Source organism: Collinsella sp. Sow4_D11 (assembly GCF_052116465.1).
Classification (GTDB): Bacteria; Actinomycetota; Coriobacteriia; order Coriobacteriales; family Coriobacteriaceae; genus Collinsella.
Genome location: NZ_JBQKLA010000025.1, coordinates 1 through 18,369, shown reverse-complemented (window position 1 = coordinate 18,369; position 18,369 = coordinate 1). Strand labels below are relative to the sequence as shown.

The 18,369-nt window shown below is 66.7% G+C and carries 23 protein-coding genes; all 23 read right to left on the bottom strand.

The annotated features are described in order from the left end of the window. A partial coding sequence (locus tag ACTQ40_RS09000) for a hypothetical protein (RefSeq protein ID WP_441141313.1) occupies positions 1-261 on the bottom strand: 261 nt, incomplete at its 3' end. Then, the gene (locus ACTQ40_RS08995) at positions 261-593 is read right to left on the bottom strand and encodes a hypothetical protein (RefSeq protein ID WP_441085564.1); all 333 of its coding nucleotides are present in this window, start codon (positions 591-593) and stop codon (positions 261-263) included. The genes ACTQ40_RS08995 and ACTQ40_RS09000, both read right to left, overlap by 1 nt. Before the next feature lie 25 nt (positions 594-618). Beyond that, complete coding sequence (locus tag ACTQ40_RS08990; RefSeq protein ID WP_441085565.1) at positions 619-1,386, bottom strand: hypothetical protein; 768 nt, start codon at positions 1,384-1,386, stop codon at positions 619-621. 52 nt (positions 1,387-1,438) lie between these two features. Further along, positions 1,439-1,882, bottom strand: coding sequence for a hypothetical protein (locus ACTQ40_RS08985; protein ID WP_441042404.1), 444 nt, complete (start codon positions 1,880-1,882; stop codon positions 1,439-1,441). Positions 1,883-1,890: 8 nt separating this feature from the next. Beyond that, positions 1,891-2,784: a hypothetical protein gene (locus ACTQ40_RS08980; RefSeq protein ID WP_441563932.1), complete on the bottom strand. Its 894-nt coding sequence runs from the start codon at positions 2,782-2,784 to the stop codon at positions 1,891-1,893. A 52-nt stretch (positions 2,785-2,836) separates the two neighbouring features. Beyond that, on the bottom strand, positions 2,837-3,940 hold the full coding sequence (locus tag ACTQ40_RS08975) for a hypothetical protein (protein WP_441085567.1): 1,104 nt from the start codon (positions 3,938-3,940) through the stop codon (positions 2,837-2,839). After that, entirely contained in the window at positions 3,940-4,722 is a 783-nt protein-coding gene (locus ACTQ40_RS08970) for a hypothetical protein (RefSeq protein ID WP_441085568.1), read from the bottom strand. Before ACTQ40_RS08970 ends, ACTQ40_RS08975 begins: the two co-directional genes overlap by 1 nt. Continuing rightward, positions 4,722-7,694 (bottom strand): phage tail tape measure protein, encoded by a 2,973-nt coding sequence (locus tag ACTQ40_RS08965; protein WP_441085569.1) that lies wholly within the window; start codon positions 7,692-7,694, stop codon positions 4,722-4,724. Before ACTQ40_RS08965 ends, ACTQ40_RS08970 begins: the two co-directional genes overlap by 1 nt. Positions 7,695-7,717: 23 nt before the next feature. After that, positions 7,718-8,140, bottom strand: coding sequence for a hypothetical protein (locus tag ACTQ40_RS08960; RefSeq protein ID WP_441227393.1), 423 nt, complete (start codon positions 8,138-8,140; stop codon positions 7,718-7,720). A gap of 26 nt (positions 8,141-8,166) precedes the next feature. Further along, a complete protein-coding gene (locus ACTQ40_RS08955) occupies positions 8,167-8,658 on the bottom strand; it encodes a hypothetical protein (protein WP_441563929.1) in 492 nt (163 codons plus the stop codon). Positions 8,659-8,824: 166 nt separating this feature from the next. After that, positions 8,825-9,322, bottom strand: coding sequence for a phage tail tube protein (locus ACTQ40_RS08950; protein ID WP_441042164.1), 498 nt, complete (start codon positions 9,320-9,322; stop codon positions 8,825-8,827). Beyond that, a complete protein-coding gene (locus ACTQ40_RS08945) occupies positions 9,312-9,542 on the bottom strand; it encodes a hypothetical protein (protein ID WP_441042166.1) in 231 nt (76 codons plus the stop codon). The genes ACTQ40_RS08950 and ACTQ40_RS08945 overlap by 11 nt, the downstream gene beginning before the upstream one ends. A 10-nt stretch (positions 9,543-9,552) precedes the next feature. Beyond that, the gene (locus ACTQ40_RS08940; protein WP_441563927.1) at positions 9,553-9,963 is read right to left on the bottom strand and encodes a hypothetical protein; all 411 of its coding nucleotides are present in this window, start codon (positions 9,961-9,963) and stop codon (positions 9,553-9,555) included. Next, positions 9,960-10,322, bottom strand: a complete 363-nt coding sequence (locus ACTQ40_RS08935; RefSeq protein ID WP_441042169.1) for an HK97-gp10 family putative phage morphogenesis protein — start codon at positions 10,320-10,322, stop codon at positions 9,960-9,962. Before ACTQ40_RS08935 ends, ACTQ40_RS08940 begins: the two co-directional genes overlap by 4 nt. Further along, positions 10,319-10,924, bottom strand: coding sequence for a DUF6093 family protein (locus ACTQ40_RS08930; RefSeq protein WP_441042171.1), 606 nt, complete (start codon positions 10,922-10,924; stop codon positions 10,319-10,321). The genes ACTQ40_RS08935 and ACTQ40_RS08930 overlap by 4 nt, the downstream gene beginning before the upstream one ends. Next, positions 10,921-11,268, bottom strand: a complete 348-nt coding sequence (locus ACTQ40_RS08925; protein WP_441042173.1) for a hypothetical protein — start codon at positions 11,266-11,268, stop codon at positions 10,921-10,923. Before ACTQ40_RS08925 ends, ACTQ40_RS08930 begins: the two co-directional genes overlap by 4 nt. A gap of 14 nt (positions 11,269-11,282) precedes the next feature. Beyond that, positions 11,283-11,498: a hypothetical protein gene (locus ACTQ40_RS08920; protein ID WP_441042175.1), complete on the bottom strand. Its 216-nt coding sequence runs from the start codon at positions 11,496-11,498 to the stop codon at positions 11,283-11,285. Between the two features lie 2 nt (positions 11,499-11,500). Beyond that, positions 11,501-12,268 (bottom strand): phage major capsid protein, encoded by a 768-nt coding sequence (locus ACTQ40_RS08915; RefSeq protein WP_441563925.1) that lies wholly within the window; start codon positions 12,266-12,268, stop codon positions 11,501-11,503. 170 nt (positions 12,269-12,438) lie between these two features. Next, the gene (locus ACTQ40_RS08910; RefSeq protein WP_441042178.1) at positions 12,439-12,789 is read right to left on the bottom strand and encodes a capsid cement protein; all 351 of its coding nucleotides are present in this window, start codon (positions 12,787-12,789) and stop codon (positions 12,439-12,441) included. Beyond that, positions 12,786-13,922, bottom strand: coding sequence for a head maturation protease, ClpP-related (locus tag ACTQ40_RS08905; RefSeq protein ID WP_441396072.1), 1,137 nt, complete (start codon positions 13,920-13,922; stop codon positions 12,786-12,788). Before ACTQ40_RS08905 ends, ACTQ40_RS08910 begins: the two co-directional genes overlap by 4 nt. A 29-nt stretch (positions 13,923-13,951) precedes the next feature. After that, the gene (locus tag ACTQ40_RS08900) at positions 13,952-15,184 is read right to left on the bottom strand and encodes a phage portal protein family protein (RefSeq protein ID WP_441042182.1); all 1,233 of its coding nucleotides are present in this window, start codon (positions 15,182-15,184) and stop codon (positions 13,952-13,954) included. Positions 15,185-15,199: 15 nt separating this feature from the next. Then, on the bottom strand, positions 15,200-17,905 hold the full coding sequence (locus ACTQ40_RS08895) for an LAGLIDADG family homing endonuclease (protein ID WP_441042184.1): 2,706 nt from the start codon (positions 17,903-17,905) through the stop codon (positions 15,200-15,202). 2 nt (positions 17,906-17,907) lie between these two features. Further along, a complete protein-coding gene (locus tag ACTQ40_RS08890) occupies positions 17,908-18,276 on the bottom strand; it encodes a hypothetical protein (protein ID WP_441036957.1) in 369 nt (122 codons plus the stop codon). Positions 18,277-18,369 lie beyond the last annotated feature (93 nt).

The window sequence follows — 18,369 nt, the reverse complement described above, 5'->3', positions numbered from 1 at the left end:
CCAGTCAGGGCGGCGGAGCATCCCGACCTGGTCGATGAACCAGGCGGCGGCGGACAGCTGTCCCAGCCGCTCGGACAGCTCGGATTGCAGCGCATGCACCTGCTGCTCGAGCCGCTCCACACGGGCTATCAGGTCCGGCACCAGGTCGGTCGCGGACGTGATTTCCGCTGACCGCAGCGTCGAGCGCTGACCGGTACGGGCCACGAGCCACATCACCACGGGGGGCGCGATGATCGCCAGCACAGATAGGGCGGTCTCCATCAGCGCACCTCCCGGTCGGCGGGGATACAGGCCGTGATCCACACCGCCCACAGCGCCACGAGATACAGCCCGAGTTTCGTCGCCGGGGCGTTACCGTCGTGATCGAACCACGCGACGAGCCACGCCCCTGCCCGCTCCGAGGCAGCCAGGGCTAACCCGGCCAGACCCCACACCGATGCCCGCACATGCCCGGCGGTGGCGATCGCGACCACGCCGGCAGCGACCCATAGGGCGGCTCGTAGCCAGTCGGGCAGGTCGATCAGCTCGGCACGGGCTGGGACGCCAGCATCGAGCAGTGACACCCCGATCAGCACCCACAGGACGCCGAGCATGAGCATCGCTGTCCGACGAGACACGTCAGGACACCACGTCAAAGCCCTGGCGCTGGCCGAGACGGGCCAGCGTCACCCGGCCAGGGATACCATCAGCGGCGCGGCCACGGTACCCGAGCCAGTGCTGCCAGTACGCATACGCCTCCGTCGTCCGAGGCCCCCACCACCCATCAGCAGGGCCTACGGTGCGGATATTCTCGGCGAGCAGCGCCCGCTGCACGGTGCGCACGTGCTCGGACACTGAGCGCCGACGGCGGCGGGCCTGGGTCTGCACATCAGCCAGCGACACCCGAGGCCGCGACGGCGGCGCGGGTTTCGGCGCGGGGGGTTTCGGGGCGGGTTTCGGTGCGAGGATCTGCTGCACAGTCGGCACCGGCACCGCCGGATAGCCCAGCGGTGCGTTGCTTTTGAGCCCGTTGCGCCCATCCAGATAGGAGGTGACCTGGCGTGCGGCCGATGCAGCCAGATGCGGGCAGCCCCGCCACACCACATGACCATGCGACGGCCACAGCCCGAGAATGCGGGTCCGGGGAAAAGCGATCGCGGCCCCCGCCGCCCATGCCCGCCGCTTCGCGTCGGTGTCGGTCAGTGAGTATCGGACATCGATCACCCCGCCACCCGCGTGAGTGCCAGCCGACGCAGACACACTCGTGGAGTACGCACCCTGCGTGATCAGCCCCGACAGGTCGCGCTTGATCGCCCCAATTTTGCGCAGCTCAGCCTCAATCAGGGGTGCAGTGTCGATGATGCACGAGCACACCGTGCGATCGTACAGAGTCGGATTCTCGGGCATGATGTTCTCCTATTCGGGTGCGCAGCCGCTGACGACTGTGGGCGAGGGGGCGCTATTTCCAGCTCCCGATGGCTGTGGCGGCGATGTAGGTGGCGGTGCCCGCTGCACGCGAGTAGGCGTCGAGTGCGCGCAGCGTGGCTTGTGTTGAGTACGTTTCTTTGACAGTCCCCCATGATGCTGAGGTGCCCGACTGGAATCGGGAGCAGGTGATTGTGGGGGTGTCGTTGAATGCTGCGGGGTAGGTCCATGTCCACTCGCTCGTGAACAGCGGCCCGTAGGGGCTGGTGATAGCGATATCGGTGCGGGTTGTGGAGATCCAGCAGATTTGGGTTCCGTCGGCGAACCGGACCCATCGGCCAGATGGACCCGACCCGCTCATGGCGACCCTGCCCAGAGCGTTCTCCACACCCTGGGCGAGCACCGCCATATCGGCGGGCACATTGTTGGCGTCCGGGAGTTCGGGGGTGCGTAGACCGTAGATGGGTGTGGTCGGCATATCGCCTCCTACAGGGTCGTGGTGACAGTAATGCGGCCCGCGTCGGGCCGGTCAGAGGGGCCGAGCAACGCCATGTAGTCGGCGGTGCCCTGGTAGGCGACCGCCACCCCACGGGCGGAGCCGGACAGCAGCGCCGACACCTCCGACAGGGTGAGCGCCACATCGACAGTGCCGCCCTGGGCAACCTGCCCAGCGGCGCGAGGGGTGGTGAGCAGCGCAGGGGGTGATCCGGGGCGGGTCGCGGCCCCGTGCAGCGCCAGCCACACCGTCCGCGCAGCCGACATGCCGGCACCGGTCGCCCGATACAGACGCACCGACCCGGACACCGCCACGCCACCCCGCGCGAGCGCCTGCCCGTAGAACCAGTAGCCGGTGTTGTCGGCGGACTGGCCGGACGTGGAGTGCCCCTGATAGGCGCGATACCCTGCCGTTCCGTCCGTCCGCCACGACCCCGAGCGGGCCGTCGACGCCTGCACCGCGGCGGCGGTCACCGTCGTCTCATGGCGGACCGGATCGCGCTGCGGCGGGTCAGGATCGGCCGGCGGTTGCGCAGGCGGCGGAGGGGCTGCGGCGGCACCGATCCGGCCCACCACCATCCCCCCCGACGCACCCCACACCAGCCCCACACGGTCACCGACGACCGGCACACCACCGACATGCGGCACCGTCACGCGACCCGCAGAGGTGGTCACCGTCACCACACCCGCACCTGTCGAGGACACGATGCCCTCACCGGGACGCGGAGACCGGAGACCCACTACATGCCACACACCCTCTGAGCGGAGCAGCAGCACCCGATCCCCCACCACCAGCGGGGTCGGTAGCCACGACAGCGGCGACACCTCAGACCCCAGCACCGATATCAGCAGTGCCGGGGATGTGGACACCACCTCACCGGCCACAGCCGGGGGGCGTGCAGGCGTCAGGGCATCCACGACAGCATCAGCGAGCGGGTCAGACATCAGTCAGCACCCCCCACCCAGCCGAAGCCGTGAGCTGCATCAGACCATCCACCAGCGGCATCCTGATGCCTGTGATCAGCGCATCGATCGTCCTGGTCGGCAGCCGCAGCCGCAGCGTGTCCAGCACATCCAGCGCCGGGTCGGGAGCGCACGTCACGGTGAGGGTTTGGCGGCGCGCCGCCCGAGCCTTCGCCGCCATTGTCTGCGCAGCTACCGCGCATTGCGCGTTTGTCCTCATCAGAGGGGAGTGCAGAAACTCAGGCACCCGACCAAACCCAGACGCGTCCCACGCCAACGGCCCGGAGCGCTCGAACTCGGCCCCCCGCAACGGCTCGCCAGACTCAGATTCCGAGGTCACCACCCAGCCATTGCGGAGCCCGTCCCGGTCCATCACCGGCACCCACTCCACCACATCGGCGGCAGACGCCTCCCACACCTGACCAGACCCAGCATCCGGGACGCCCTGGAGCACTCCGGCACGATCCACCACAGCCACCAAGCCAGCCAGACGCATCACCGACAGCAGCGCATCCATGCGGGACTCGGAGTACTCCACCGACGACGGCACCGACTGCGGCGCATCCCAGCCGCCGACCGGCAACACGTCAGCGACGAGCCGCTGCACCTCGACACGCACCGTCCCGCCACGCGGCTGCGCCGGTACCGTGAATCGGTCATCAGCGACGATCCCCAGCAGGTCACCAGCGGAGACGCGCAGCACCTGAGCACCACGCATCCATCTCCCCGACGGGTGCAGCCGCCACGGTGACCCGTCCGGGACTACGCGCTCCACCCGGAACTCACCCAGCGGCACATCGCCCACGCCGGCGTACCCGGCGCGCAGCTGGAGCCGATGCCCATACACAGCCAGCGCCGCATCAGGACGACCGGTGAACAGCGACCCGTCCGGGTCCGCGATCGACAGCTCCAGCGACGTCTGCACCTGACCGGACCGCAACTCGACCGACAGCGACCCATCCACGATCTCCAGCGGCTCAGAGGTCAGCACCTGGCCCCGCATCACCGGCCACACCGTGCACGACATGGCCTGATCGCCCAGCCGGGCAGCCCGCCACCGATCATCGACAGACCACATCAGGTCACCGGCAGACGGAGACGGTCCAGATACGTCGCGGCAGCAGCACGAGACGCCTGATACGTCGGATGCTCCCGCAGATCATCCGCGTAGGTGCGGGACGGCACCACAGGCAGAATCGCCGGGCCCCGGGACTCGTACCCATCGATACGCCACACCACCCGAGGCTCGTGCGGCAGGGTCCGCTCAGACTCCACATCGGACGCCGACACGTACAGCAGCCCCGTCGGATGATCCAGACACTCCGGGTCGCCTCGCAGCAGTACAGTCGGCCCGGCCAGCATGATCCGGTCCACCGCCTGCACCGTCGCCTCATCCTCAGCGACCAGACGCCACGACCGGACACGCACCTGACGCGCACCACCCACCGTCACAGGTAGACCACCCATCGGGCGCACCATCTCCGACGCCGACGACCACCGGCCACGAGACTCCGAGCGCAGAACACCCACCACCACCGCACCGAGCGGTGCCATCGGATCGGACAGCCACGCACGGGAGTGTCCGGGAGACACCAGAGCCTGCACCGACTCACCACCCGTACCGACCACCTGCCCCGACGACGACACAGCCTCAACCAGATACGTCACAGGCACACCGACCGGTATATCCCAGTCCACGACACGCGCCGACGACCCGAGCGGCACATGCTGCCCACGCACCGGCACCCGCACACCATCCACCACCCGCCACACACGCAGCGACACCACCCCAGCCGGAACCTCCGTCACAAGCATGTCCACCCACGGCGGCGACTGCATCACCAGCGGAGCCAGTATCATCAGCGTCTCCTCACCGTCGATGCCGACCGACGGCCAGCCATCTCGATCCGCGCATCCACCAGACGCTCCACACCCGAGGTCGGGTCCACCATCACAATCCGGACACCAGCCAGGCCATCCGCCACAGCAGCCGAGATACCGGACGTGTCTACGCTATGCCTGAGTGTCGGGGCCGAGAGTGTTGGACGGTAGGCGGTGACGCTGCCCCCGTCGCGGAAGCGCGGGACAGCGCCGTGAGCATTGATGTAGTCGAGGACGCCGCGCCCGAGTCGTGCGGCAGACGCCGCCCTGATCACATACTCGCCCGTCGATGCCATGATCGGGATCGAGTCAGAGGTGGCTGTTCCGGGGCCGTAGATGGGACCACCCATCGCACGCCCCGTCGCGACGAGTCCGCTAGAGGTCCGCATCTCCGGGATGTTGTTCGTCATGGTGTAGCGCACCTTGATCTGCGCAGCCCGGTCACGAGCAAGCTGCTGGAATGCGGACTCCACCTCAGCCGCCGACTTGCCGTGCAGGGTTGCGAGGAATCGTGTGCGCTCCTCCTCCGGGATCGACGCCAAAAGACCCTTCCACCTGTCCGCGATCTGCGTGGCCTGCGGCGCTCCCGTCGCGGCTATCTGCGTCCTCACGTCGTCCGGGATCGCAAAGTAGGCGGCGGCCAGCTTGTCCGCCTCGTCCTTCGATTTACCCATCGCGACTGCGCCGCGCACCCACTCGTCTCGGGCGCGTTTCGTGGCCGCAGTGATCTGGTCGGCGCTAGCTCCCTGGTCGTAGAGGGTGCCGATGTAGCTGATCGACGCCTGCGCAAGATCGTTGAGCGCCTCCTGGTTAGCCCGCCCCGCCTCGGTAGCGAGATCGAGGCCCTTTTCGCCCTTCTTTACCTGTTCGGCCAAGCTCGCAATCGACTTTTCGACCGCGATCTGCGACCCGGACATTTTCAGCAGCTCATTCCCGTACGCTTGTGTCGCCTCCAGCAGCTCCTTCTGCGCCTCTGCCGATCGTTGGGCGGCGTCCGCCTGCTTCTGTAGCGCCTTCTCGTTGTCCTTGGCGGCGTCGGTCGACCCCTCGGTCGCCTCCGCCATCTGCGCCGCCTTCGCGGCTGCATCCCCGACGAGCTGCGACTCCTCCGCGAGGCGGGAGGTCACCTCATCCGAGAGCGAAACCCGGTCGGAAAGCGTCGACTTCAGTCTGTCATTCTCGCGGACGAGGCCCGCCAACTTGATCTGCTCATCCTCGGTCGCCACACCCTTGGCTCGCATCGACTCGATAGCAGCATCGTTGGCGCGGACCTGACCCTCCAGCGCCGACTTGCTCGCATCGAGCTGGCTCCTCACGCGAGCCATCGCGTCGGCATTCCCGAGCGCCGCGTCAGTCAGGTCAGCGAGACCGACCTGAGCCTTCTGAGCGAGGTCGAACAAACCCGAATCCTGTAGGTGCTGCGCAGCCAACGCCCTCGACGCCTCACCGATCACCGTGCCCTGCTGACGGATCGCGTCTGTGTACTCGCGGGCCCGCTGGGTCGCCTCCGCCTGCCGACCCATCCACGCGCCGAGCAGCAGCCCAGCAGCAGTCAGAGCCAGCCCGATCGCGCCCATCGCCAGCGTGGCCGTCCGCACCGAGATGCCCAGACCCGCGAGCGCGATCTTGAAATCGTGGAGGGCCTTCACGGCCTTGAGGACGCCGCCAGCGGCCAGCAGCCCAGCGGTCGTCAGCAGGCCGATACCGACGACCCCGGTCTTGGCCGCGCTCGGGAGACTGCCAAACGCCTCCGCGAGTGCCGACAGGCCACGCAGCACCGAATCCACCACGGGCAGCAGCGTCTGACCCAGCGTGATCGCCTCATCACGGATCGAGTTGATGGCGATCTGCGCCTGGGCTGCGCGGGTCTCGTAGCGCTTCGCTGCCTCCAGTGACAGCGCATTGTTCTGCTCCCACGCCTCCGCACCCAGCTTCAGCGCGTCCCGCAGCAGGTCCTGCTCGGTGCCAGCCGCTCGGGTAGCGCCAGCGAGACGCCCAATCACGTCGAGCTGCCGCTCACCATCGACGCCGAGGTCCTTCAGCACCGCATTGACATCCTCACCGGATGCCCGCATCCGGCCGAGACCCTCGACGAAATCGGCGGTCGCACCAGCGGCGTCACGTCCCCACTTCTCGCGGAACTCATCGGCGGTCTGCCCGCTGATGCGGGCCAGTGTCGCCAAACCGTTGCCACCGGCACGGACGTGCGCGTCGATGAGCCGCCATGTCTTGGACATCGCCGTGCCGCCGGCCTCCGCCTCGACACCGACCGACGCCATCGCCGCAGCGGTCGCCAGCACGTCAGCCTCAGTCATGCCCATCTGTGACCCGGCAGCAGCGAGACGCTGCGACAGGGACACGATGTCACGCTCTGTCGTCGCGCCATTATTGCCGAGCGCCACCACAGCCGACCCGAGACGCCGCACATCCGCCTGAGAGGTGCCCATGACGTTCATAAACTGCGCCAGTGACGTGGCTGCCTCGTCCGCGCTCAGGTTCGTTGTCTCGCCCAGATCGATCATGGTGCGCGTGAAACCGACGATGGCCTCGGACTTCACGCCGAGCTGACCGGCAGCCTCAGCGACAGCGGCGATCTCTCGATGCGACGACGGCAGTTCTTTCGCCATCGACCGCAGCCCAGCCTCAATCGCAGCCATCTGCTGCGGTGTGCCATCCACGGTTTTGGTGACGCCCGCCCAAGCCGACTCCCAGTCGATCGCGGACTTCGCCAGCCCACCCAGCGCGAGCGCACCAACCGCACCCACCTTGAGAAGGGTGCCGCCCAGTCTCCCGAGCTGGTCAGAGTGTTTGTCCATCCAGCGGGTCGCGGTCGTCCCGGCCTTCTGGGCGGTGCGGGAGTACTCGACAGCGGCCTGGCCGACCTGTCGGAAGCCTGTGATGACGCCCTGCACGCCGTCGATCGTCAGTCGAGCCATGACGGTACGAGACACGCCACATCACCACCTCTGCAGTGTCAGTCCTCGGTTGGGATCGGCAGCCGCTCCAGACGGATACGGCGGGCCTGCGGCAGCGGATCAGCGGAAGTGCCCTCCAGCTCCCGGTCTTCGCTGCTCACCCGCTGTTGCCAGCGGGCCATTGCGACACAGCCTCGGCACCAGCCGACGTGGATGCGGTGGTAGTACCCATCACCGTCGTCCTCGAGCGGTGACTTGTCGGTCAGGGTCTCTGTCAGATCAGAACCGCAGCCGTGACAGGTGTGGGCCTCGATCTCGTCGAGAGCCAGCGCCATATTGCGCTCAGTCTCGTCCCACGCCGGGGCGGTTGTGATGGTGTAGCTGCCGTCGCCAGTGGGTGTGATGGTGCGGTTCGGCTCCCACCCGAGCATCGCCCGGACAGTCAACCCACGCGCTTTCGCGGCCCGCACCAGCGCCAGCATGTCAGGATCGGCCTTGAGGGCGCCGATCAAAAATTTACGGTGTTGCTGCCCCGCCGGTTATTGGCGTACACGAGTGCCCGGATCGGGTCCAACTCGCCAAACGTCGGCTGCGCCGCATCCAAGAACTCGGTCCACGTCTGGCCGGTGTCCTCACCGTCCAGCTCGACCCGCAAGAAGCAGCGGGCAGTGACCTCGGAGTGGAACTTCTGCGCCGAGGCCGCATCCGTATCGACCTCCGCCCCGCCAGACCGGATCAGAATGTGCTCATACTCGTCGGCATTGAGGCGGCGGAACACGAGGTCAACCTGACAGTCCCGCGCCTCCTCGATCGCCGTCTCCAGATCGGCCTTGATGTGCCCCAGCTCGGCAGTCAGGGTTTCACGCTCGTCGGGATCGCTGGCGCGACGATCCTCAGACTCACCCTCGCCAGCATCCCCCAGCGCTTGGAGCCGATCCTCGATCGCAGCGGCACGTCGCCCCATGCCCTCGATGCGGTCCGCCAGTTCCTCATCGAGCATGAAGGGGATGCGCTGCAGCCCGGCGGTGGACCGCTGCTGCTGGCGGCGTTCCAGCGCCTCCCGAAGTTTCTGGTTCGCAGTACTCATGATGTGGTCTCCCTGTCTGGCCGCAGCCCCCGCCATGACAGGGCGTGGCGGGGGCTGCGGCGGGCTATGCGGCGGTAGGTCAGGCGAAGGTCACGCCGGAGCGGAGCAGTGTCCACGAGGTCTGTACCTTGCGGACATATTTGCCGGACTGAAGTGGGGACGTGTGCTCGGCGCCGTTCTGCACCATGTACTCATCCCACCTGTCGGACGCCTTCAGCTCGGTGCCATGCTTAACCCCCATCCGCAGATACACGTACTGGGTCTGGTTCGCCTTGATTTTCGACTTCGCCAGGTTTCCCGGCTCGGTGCCGTCTCCCTGGGGAGCCACGAGGTGGACCCACTCCTTCCGGTCGTACACGGTCGCGCCGAAGCTCTCAACCTTGCTCGCGTGACAGGCCCGCGTGTCGTCCTCACGCTCCTGCGAGAAGCCGATCTCGACCTCCCCGGAGGGCAGGTAGCAGGACACGTCGAACATCGCCTTGAGGTCAGCCAGCGAGGCAGCTTTCGTGTCATTCACGAGCCATGTGTTGTTGCCCGGCGAGGAGATGCCTGCCGGGTAGATGTCCTCAGTCGCCATTATTTTCTCCCTCGTCGTTTGGGGTGGACTCCGGCGTCTCCGGGGCCACAGTCAGGGTTGCGTGCAGTTTCGGCGGCAGCGCCTCGCCGTAGATGTCGGACGCACGTCCGGGATGGATGGATTCAGTCTCCTGGTCATAGACGCGGGTGGACCACACGGGCGATGTCGGGTCGCCCTTGCGTCTCACCCGGTACCAGCCCGCAGCGTCAGGAGTCGGCATGATGGTCCTCTCAGTCGTCGATGTCGTAGGTCAGCGTGAAGCTGAACCGAGGCTCGGTGGGGATAGACGTGTCCTTGATGAGCGGCCCAGCGTCCGACTCCAGCGCCGCGCCCCACCTCAGGGAAGGGAACGGGCGCCAATCCACGAACCGACCCCGGCACGCATCCAGCGCGAGCGATGCCTGTTGTGGGGTCGAGCCGCAGCAACGAACCGAGAACCGGCCCTGCCGTGACGACACCCGCCCGTCGGCGCGGGTCACGCGGTCGTAGCCGGGATCAGGGTCGATCACCAAATAGGGGACGCGTCGAGATGACGCGTCAGGGGGAGTCTCACCGAACACGAGCACACGCGGCTCCAAATACCTCGCGTGCGCCAGCGCCAGATCGTGGAGGGTCAGCACGGACAGCAGCGGGTGACTCACCGGTAGCTCCGTGACACGACCTGGTCGAGATCGTCAGCGATCAGGTCCTCTTCGCCATCCACCGAGGCTCTAACGAACGGTGACGCGGGCATGCGAGCCGTGCCGTACTCCTGATAGACGGGGTACATCTTCGCCATACGCGGGCCGATCTCGGCGGTGCGGGTCCATCGGGTGCCGCGAATGCGGTATCCGATTGCCTTCACCAAGGCACCAGTGTCGCGGGGCGCAGTTTGCTTCTGCCTCTTCCGCACCCGAACCGCGGCACGCCGCAGCACCGCGATCGTCTCCTTGTCGATGCGGCCAGCCGCATCAGTACACGCCTGCTCAAGTCTCCTAGCACCTTCGACCTTGATACTCATGGGCGGGCCTCCGCTCGGTAACCGATGACGCGGCGCACCTCGCCGTCGGAGTCCAGCAGTTCGCCGGACAGGACGAACCGTGCACCGATCAGCGCAGGGGCTCGGGAGCCCGTGACCCGCAGCACCATGTCAGGCGCATAGACGGCGTCGAGCGGCAGAGTGATCACAGCCCGATTCAGCGGAGCATCCTCACCAGCAGCCTCGACCGTGGCGGGGGCCGGGCTGGACACGTGCACGGCGCCAGACCAGCGGACAGCACCCTCGACGCCGAGGCGTCCCGTCGCCACGTCCAGCACGTCAGACGGCGCATCAGTGATGACCGCATCATCCGGCAGCGCCGGGGTCGCGACCACACAGTTCACGAGCGCCGGTTCATCCGGCCACGGCGGCATCTGAGTACCCAGCACACGGACCTCACGCCCCCGCACCACGAGCCGGGTGGGAGGGTCGATACGGCGCGCCGGATAGACAGCCAGCATGACGCGCTGACCCGTCTCGCCAGGACGACCGGCCTGCTCGCTGACCGCACGCTCGGACACGGCCGCATGGAACGTGTCGCCGCCCACCAGCCGGACGAGCTCGCACTCACCGATCCAGTTCACGGCCACAGATTCCGATAGGCCCCATCGGGGGGCGGGAACGAACCGACGGGACCGACGCCACGACCACTGCCGGGACACATGGCCGCGAGGGTTCGCGTGTCATCGGGAGAGAACACCGACCCGAGCTCGGCGTCGGAGAAGTAGGTGCGCGACCACTCACCCGACTGACGCGACTTGATGCGCCGGTCTGACCCGGCGAGGCTCGCGGCGGCACCTCGCAGGATCGCGAGGGCCAATACTTGAGCCTCACCGGTCAGGGAGGTGATGCATGGGGCGATGGTCTGGGCGTATGCCAGTACGCGACGAGCGACTGTCAGGTCATCGTGAATGTGCGCCAAATCCATCGCCCCACGCCCCCCTACTTCCGGCCTCGGGTGGTCGACCCGTCGGGAGCCTCACCCTCACCCTCGGTGTTGCCGTCCGGCTCGGGAACGGCCTCGATGAGACCGATGCCGAGCAGGTGCTCGATGTGCGCAGTGTCCGACCCGTCGGGCAGCACACAGCCGTGCGACATGTGCATGTATGCGCCGCCAACCAGCACGACAGCCTTGGGTCCGCTCACTCGGTACGCCATGGTCAGACCCCCGTGCCCGTGATGCGGATCGCGGCCCTCGGCTCGATCACGGCAGCGACACCGACACGACGGACACGCAGACGGTAGCCGTCACGGTCGGAGTCAGTCGGACGCCATACCTTCGTCTCGATCCCGAGAGTGCCGGGCACGGCCGTGTAGCCGGGAGACCCGAGCTTCTCGGTCGCGATACCACCCAGCAGACTCGGGTCGAGCACCATCGGGTCAGCGAAAGGCAGATGCTTGGAAGCCAGCCACGTCTTGCCGAGGAAGTCCCCAATCACCCCGCTCTCCACCGAGCGCGATATACCGTTCGCGGCCAGGTCGGCCTTGACGAACTTCGCCGCGACCTTCCCGTACTGGGCCGGGTTCAGCACCACGACAGAGCCGTCGATACCGAGGTCGTCATCATCGAGCACGGCGTCAGCAGCCAGTACGTCCTCAATGATCTGATCGGCAGTCGTCCAGTTCGCGCCAGCCGCCTTGGTGCGGGTGACCTGCGATCCGATGACCGCGAGGTTCTTGCGATCCACGCGGCGGACCATGGAGTTGATGAGCTTGCGCAGCGCACGCTCCACAGGGTCCATGAGCAGCCGCTTGATCGCCTCATCGGTCACCTCAGAGTCCTGCCCGTCCTTCTCGGACGGGGCAGACGCCGGGGTGCCTTCAGTCGCGGGCGTCAGCGGATACTCGCCACCAGCGGCGATCTCCTCCGGCTCCCGATCTGCGTACAGGCCATCGTCGATGAGGTAGCTGATCGCGCCACCCGACACGTCGTAGCGGCCTTGCAGCAGGAAGTCTGAAATGAATTTCTGCTGCGCCAACTCCTTGACCCGCCTCGCCACGAGCGTCGGGGTCTGCAAAAAATGATGCACATCGGCGGGTGCGAGGTCTTGCCCTGCGCCCGTCACATAGGGGTAGGTGTATGCCATGATGCGTCCTCTCAGTCCGCGATCTGAATGAGGGTGCCATCGGTGCCGCCGGTGAGGGCGAGTCCGATGGGGTTGGTTTCATTGGCGGCCACGCATCCGTCAACAGCGGTCACGACATGCTGCCCAGCGGTCACGGCGCCCTTCGCCTTGACGAGTTGGACGTGTCCGCGCAGGTGCACGACGACCTTGGACTCGGCGGCGGCGCTGTGGCCTGCGACGCCGATGTACTTGGTGGACGCGCCGGACGTGGCGGCGACTCGACGGTCACCGGTCACCTCGACGCACTGTCCGCCCTTGACGGCTGCTGACGCCGTGAACGTGACGGTCTGGCCGGGCTTGAACTGGGGCAGGTAGTCGCTCATCGCGTCTCCTCCTTCGGGTAGTAGCGGGCGTACTCGGCGTCGGCAGCGGCCTCGACCGATCCGGCGTGCCCGATCTCAGACATCGGGATCGTGTTCGGGGCCAGCGAGGCGAGGATCGCGGAAGCGCCCTCCTCGTCGGCATTGAGTTGCGCCAGCCAGTGGTCGCGGCGGGCGGGCGGGATACGCCCCTCAGTGATGGCGGACGCCACCAGCGAGGTACGGCGCTCAGCGTCACGCTCGGCGCGCAGCGACCGGGCATCGGCAGCAGCAGACTGCAGATCGGCCAGTGTCGCAGCATCGACCGCTACGACACCCTCAGGCAGGGCAGCAGTCGGGGCAGGTTCGGCTCGCTCTTCGAGGGCCTCGTCGAGCGCCGCAAGCACGGCACCCTCGTCGGCGTCGGCATCGGTCATCCCGAGCCGCTCTCGGAGCCCAGCCATCAGAGAATCGGACATGGAGTCCTCCTTCGTGGTGGGTTCGCCCGGCTCAGGACTGGCCGGGAGTTCAGTGGATGCCGACACGCTCGGCAGGGGCGGGGTAGGCGCATCAGCGCGACCCTGATAGCGGAAGCTCGACAGATCGAACGGGGTTGCCGACGCAGCGGCCGCCGCATCCTCCGACCCGTCCCACGCATCAGCCAGGCCCGCCAGCACAGCCTCCTCCGCCGTGTACCACGTCTCGGCGCGCATGATGTCGCGCCACTGGGCACGGGTTCCACTAGCGCGCTTCGCGTACGCGTCGGCATAGGAGTCGCTGAGCTTGTCGAGCACCGTCGCGGTGTCGCGCAGCACCTGCGCATTTCCCCATGCGATCCCGGACGCGTCATGCACCATCATCTGGCTCGATGGACCCATTGTGATGTGGTCACCGGCCATGCAGATGAGTGACGCCGCCGACGCGGCCAGCCCATCCACGGTGACGAGGACGCGGGCACGGTGCCGACGCAGCGCATTCATGATCGCCACACCATCCCAGGCAGCGCCGCCCGGAGAGTTCACGTACAGGTTGATCTGATCGACATCGAGCGCCGCGATCTGCTCGGCAAAGTCCTTGGCGGACACACCACCCCATCTCCCGATGTCGCCGTAGATGCGGACATCAGCCACGGTCTCGGTACCACCATCAGCCCTCATCTCGATCGAGCAGTAGTGCTGAGTCGCCATCACGCCACCTCCCTCACCGGCAGGCCATGGCTGGCCCGCATGTAGTCCTCCAGCCCCTCATCGGGGGTCACGGCTCCGCAGTCAACCAGAGCCTTGATTGCGTCCGCCGTAGCCGGGCTCTTCGCCCCGATCTCATCGAAGACGAGCTGCGGTGCAGGCTCGTCCTCGCCCCAGTTGAGGTCCACCAGATCATCGATGACATGCTGCTGAGTCACGTCCGCGATGTGCATCGCAACCGCCTGCAGCGACCCGACGAAGAAGTCTGCGAACGTGGTGCCGAGCGCCCACGAGCCCGTTTGGGTCCCGAGGTTCAGAAAGTGTGCGAGGACGGCGCGGGCGATCTGCTCATCGTGGTACCGGATCGGCTTGTCAGCATCCGGGAGGTCGCCCTCGACGCCGAGCAGTTGCAGCTTCGCGCCGCTCGGGATCGACGCACCAGCCTGCTCACCAGACCTGAACGCCGTCGCCAGTGCCAAACCATTCTCACGCTCGGCAGCGATCCACGCATCACGCTCCAGCGCCGTCGCTCCATCCGGCACAGGCGCACCCGTATACACCGGAACGCCGAGACCGTTGCGGTCGACAGTCAACGCCTGGGAGCGCAGCAGTCGATCTTTGATGAGCCAGTTCTTGTAGCACGATCGCAGTAGGCTCTCGCCCGCCCAGTTAGCGCCCTCGCGCTCATTGACGTACACGACGAGCCGGTCGATGGGGATACGGACTCGGCGCGTCCCCATCGAGTGCTGCTCGACGGCGACCAGGCCACCATCGGCGGCGACCTCGAAACCGGCGATCGTCTCCGGTGGCCGCCACGCCAGCTTCCGCAGACGCACCAAACCCTGCGCAGACTCGTACACCTGCTCGAAAATGGAGTGCCCGTAGGGCAGCTCCAGCAGCGCCAACCGCAGATGCTCGCTCCACGAGAATGTGCCACGGGTCCGGCGCGGCCTAGCCTCAGGTTTGCGCCCCTTGATCGGGACGCCGAGGTTGGCCGAGACCGCCTGGAGCACCGGCTCACGTACACCTGCCGGGTCCAGTTCCCATGTGGTGCGCCGGATCGGCAGCGTGACTGCCTTCAAGACGCTCTTGACCTGCGACTCCTCTCGCCTCATCCGCCCATAGACGGCGACCGAGCGAGGCCATACCAGATCGGGGTTCGTCTCCTGGGGCGCCGAGGCCATCTGCGACCACGACAGCAGCGCATCACCGCTCTGATAGCCGATCTCAGCCACAAGACACCACCCCTCTCAAAAACTCATCGTCAGCAGGCTCACCTCACGCGACCCACCATCGGCACCGCCCACCACACCAACCTTCGGCGGCGGCGGGATCGGGTCGCGGATTTCCACGACCGGTTGATGATCGAGCAGCCACACGGCACCCACAGCAGCGATCAGCGGAGACGCATCACACGGCGACCCACGCCGATCGATCACATCCACTCCACCGAGACGACGCGTCGCAGCCATTGACGCTGGCGCATCGAGACCGGGCTGCGCATTGTGCGCCAGCCGACCCGATGTCACCAACGCGAAAAAGTCCGTGTACGAGTTGAGCATGTCCTGCCCACCCCACTCCACGACCGGGAGCGTGAAATCGTCGGAGGCTCGCAGGTCAGCCAGGACAGCCGACACGGGAGCGCCACGCTCCTGCCCAGTCACACACGTCAACCGGCGCTCCACCTCCGGCGACGACAGGTACCCCTCGATCCAGTGCGTCCCGACACGCGAGGCGCGATGCTCGATCTGCGGACGCCCGTCGGCGCGGTACCCAGCGATCACCACATGGGCTCGTGACTTGTCGTCAGTCACGTCGATCGCCGCCACCAGCGGGCCAGCCAGCGTGTCCTCGTCAGCCAGACGCGGCCCCGACGGGCCATCGACCGGCTCATTCGCGCACGCGTCCCACGTGCCGGGCGGGTAGGGCGACTCGATCGCCCCGTCCGGCCACTGACACAGCACCTCCGTGTTGTGCGTCGGGATCAGATCGCCGGCGAGGAATAGCGAGTCGGGAGCGTCTACCTTGATGCAGCAGACAGGCACTGACGGCACGGTCTCGATCCGCGCAATCGTGGCTGGCCGAACATCTCGACGGGAGCGAGACGCGCGAAGATTGGCCAGCTTCCTCGGGAGGGTCGCGGGCAGCATATCGTCAGGTCGCGTCGTGAATGACACGTCGAAACGCAGCTTGTGCCCCCTCTTGCCGTATTCGCCACCGTCGAGTTCAGAGGTCTTCCACCCCAGTGATCTGACCAGCGAGCGGGCGCCTCTGATGAGTCGCATGTCGGTGTTCGTGAAGGTGGACCTTCCCGTCTTCTTGTGGATGGTTCCGTCGGAATCCATAAGCCCTTGGAGGAGCTGCAAGCGCTGCTCACGGGAAGCGGTCAGGTAAATGTCTGGGATGTGCTTGTTCTTGAGCACACCAAGCGCACGGAGGGCGCCTGTGAAGCGCCCATACCCACCGACTTGGAATCCAATGCGGTAGCAGTTCTCCGAGTCCTTGGCCGAAGTGGTCACAGTGCCGCCGCATTCGACGATCCGGCGCTCGATGTGCGCCCGGTCCCTAGCCTCGACAAATACCATCGCGGCGTGCTTGCTGCCGTCTCCTAGCCACAAGCCGAGCAGGTAGGGATGGACCGGGAGATCGACCTCGGGACCGTCGAGCGGCTCCACCTTGGGGAGCGTGAAGTTCCGTACGTCGTAGCCCATGCTCGGGTTGTAGTACGTCACCCCGCGGTCAATCAGCTCAGAGGTGCGGAGCGTCTCGACTCGCCCCGGCCTACGTCGGTCAGACACGGTCCATAGGTGGCCCTCGTCGCAGACCACAGATCGCCCATCATTGAGCGTTACCCGGTAGCAGGTTCGTCCGGTGTGAACCGGCGACTTCCCGACCACGTTCACCCACTCGCCATTGACGCCCTTGACTTGATCGCCAACCGCGATGTCGCCCATGGGAACCCATCCGCGCCGCGTGAGGGTGGGGGTGGCGACGTCTAGGCAGCGGAACACCCACTCAGGATCGGTCTGGTAGGCGCCGAGGACGGTGCGCTCGTCGATCAGGTATCCCAGCGACGGATTCGCCTCACACCACCCAGCACGGTCACCCTTCGCACGACCGGGGGCAGCCGACCACTCCGCCAGGAAAACCGTGTCCGCAGACGCCTCGTCCGCGGCCGCATCATCAGCCGCCAGCGCGTACTTCTCGAGCGGTGTCAGCTCGCAGATGCCGTCCGGGTCACCGAGCGCTAAGTGTGCGATCCGCCGCAACTGTTTCAGCACCACCGACATCACGTCGCCCGCGTTCGACATCGCCAGGATCAGGGCATGAGGCCGCGCCATCGTCGATTTTGTGACCGCGCCCCACGCGAGCCAGTTCCTCTGCTCACGCAGCTCATCGAACAGGATCAGATCGCCAGAGAAGCCACGAGCCGCGGCCCTCGACGCCGCCTTCACCTTCCATCGACGGCGCCCGCGCAGCAGTAGCGCCCGTTTGCCGTTGATCGCCACCACCTTGGCAACCTGATCAGCCAACCACGGCCGCAGCGGCTGCTCCTCGCCGTCGTCATCCTCCTCGGTAGCAGTCACCAGCTCCGACGCGAGGTCGAGAATCTCCTCAGCCGTGTCCAACCCCTGCGCGACGCCGAGCACCGTACCCCACCGGAGCACGTACAGCGCGTAGAGGCCCAGCACCAGCGAGATCGTCGACTTGCCGTTCTGGCGAGCCACCAGCAACACCAAAGTTTTGAACCGGAACGAGCCATCGTCCAGCAACTCGAGGCCGTGGACCATGAACCACTGCTGCCACGGCAGGAGCGGCATCCGCAGGACGTGCTCCGCGAAGTCGCAGACCTGGTAGCCGAGCGTCCACCGCTCCGTCTCCTCAGACCGAGGCTCCAGCGGACGCAACGGGGGCGTGTAGACCCTCGGCACCGTCGAACCGAGCCGAGCAGCCATCGTCAGCTCGCCCCACGACGAGACGCCCGCTGCTGCATCGCGATGATCCTCGCACCCGGCGAATCATCAGGCACCACGTGGGCCTCGGGCTTGGGGGGCGACGCCGCCTTCGACAGCGTCATACCCAGCGCCTCCGCATACCGCAGATATGTCGGGATCGTCACATTGTCCAGCTTCCCCGCCGGATTCAGGCCCTCCGCATCGATCGCATCGATCGCGTCAGCAAGACGACGTATCACCGCCACCAAGCCACGCGCACGACGCGACGGCGGACACTCACGCAGCGCCGCATCAGTCGCCTGCCGCACCGACTCGCCAAAGCCGTCATCCAGCACCCGACCCGACAGGACAGGAGACTCGACCTGCTCCACTACAGTCCCCCAATCTGGACCTCGCGCGACCCCCATCGCGAATTGCAGGGGGGCTGTCTCTTATACACATCTCCGAGCCCAAGAGACTTACGC

What these genes read in the sequence shown, in the direction of transcription:
- ACTQ40_RS08945 (WP_441042166.1), bottom strand. Translation starts at nt 9,542, where the DNA reads ATGCCGACTCCTGACGCTGCGGGCTGGTACCGGGTGAGACGCAAGGGC.
- ACTQ40_RS08910 (WP_441042178.1), bottom strand. Translation starts at nt 12,789, where the DNA reads ATGAGCGACTACCTGCCCCAGTTCAAGCCCGGCCAGACCGTCACGTTC.
- ACTQ40_RS08905 (WP_441396072.1), bottom strand. Translation starts at nt 13,922, where the DNA reads ATGAGGGCTGATGGTGGTACCGAGACCGTGGCTGATGTCCGCATCTAC.
- ACTQ40_RS08985 (WP_441042404.1), bottom strand. Translation starts at nt 1,882, where the DNA reads ATGCCGACCACACCCATCTACGGTCTACGCACCCCCGAACTCCCGGAC.
- ACTQ40_RS08960 (WP_441227393.1), bottom strand. Translation starts at nt 8,140, where the DNA reads ATGCTGGCGCTGGTGCGGGCCGCGAAAGCGCGTGGGTTGACTGTCCGG.
- ACTQ40_RS08955 (WP_441563929.1), bottom strand. Translation starts at nt 8,658, where the DNA reads ATGCTCGATGAGGAACTGGCGGACCGCATCGAGGGCATGGGGCGACGT.
- ACTQ40_RS08895 (WP_441042184.1), bottom strand. Translation starts at nt 17,905, where the DNA reads ATGGCTGCTCGGCTCGGTTCGACGGTGCCGAGGGTCTACACGCCCCCG.
- ACTQ40_RS08975 (WP_441085567.1), bottom strand. Translation starts at nt 3,940, where the DNA reads ATGTGGTCTGTCGATGATCGGTGGCGGGCTGCCCGGCTGGGCGATCAG.
- ACTQ40_RS08995 (WP_441085564.1), bottom strand. Translation starts at nt 593, where the DNA reads ATGCTCGGCGTCCTGTGGGTGCTGATCGGGGTGTCACTGCTCGATGCT.
- ACTQ40_RS08950 (WP_441042164.1), bottom strand. Translation starts at nt 9,322, where the DNA reads ATGGCGACTGAGGACATCTACCCGGCAGGCATCTCCTCGCCGGGCAAC.
- ACTQ40_RS08970 (WP_441085568.1), bottom strand. Translation starts at nt 4,722, where the DNA reads ATGATACTGGCTCCGCTGGTGATGCAGTCGCCGCCGTGGGTGGACATG.
- ACTQ40_RS08920 (WP_441042175.1), bottom strand. Translation starts at nt 11,498, where the DNA reads ATGGCGTACCGAGTGAGCGGACCCAAGGCTGTCGTGCTGGTTGGCGGC.
- ACTQ40_RS08935 (WP_441042169.1), bottom strand. Translation starts at nt 10,322, where the DNA reads ATGAGTATCAAGGTCGAAGGTGCTAGGAGACTTGAGCAGGCGTGTACT.
- ACTQ40_RS08925 (WP_441042173.1), bottom strand. Translation starts at nt 11,268, where the DNA reads ATGGATTTGGCGCACATTCACGATGACCTGACAGTCGCTCGTCGCGTA.
- ACTQ40_RS08990 (WP_441085565.1), bottom strand. Translation starts at nt 1,386, where the DNA reads ATGCCCGAGAATCCGACTCTGTACGATCGCACGGTGTGCTCGTGCATC.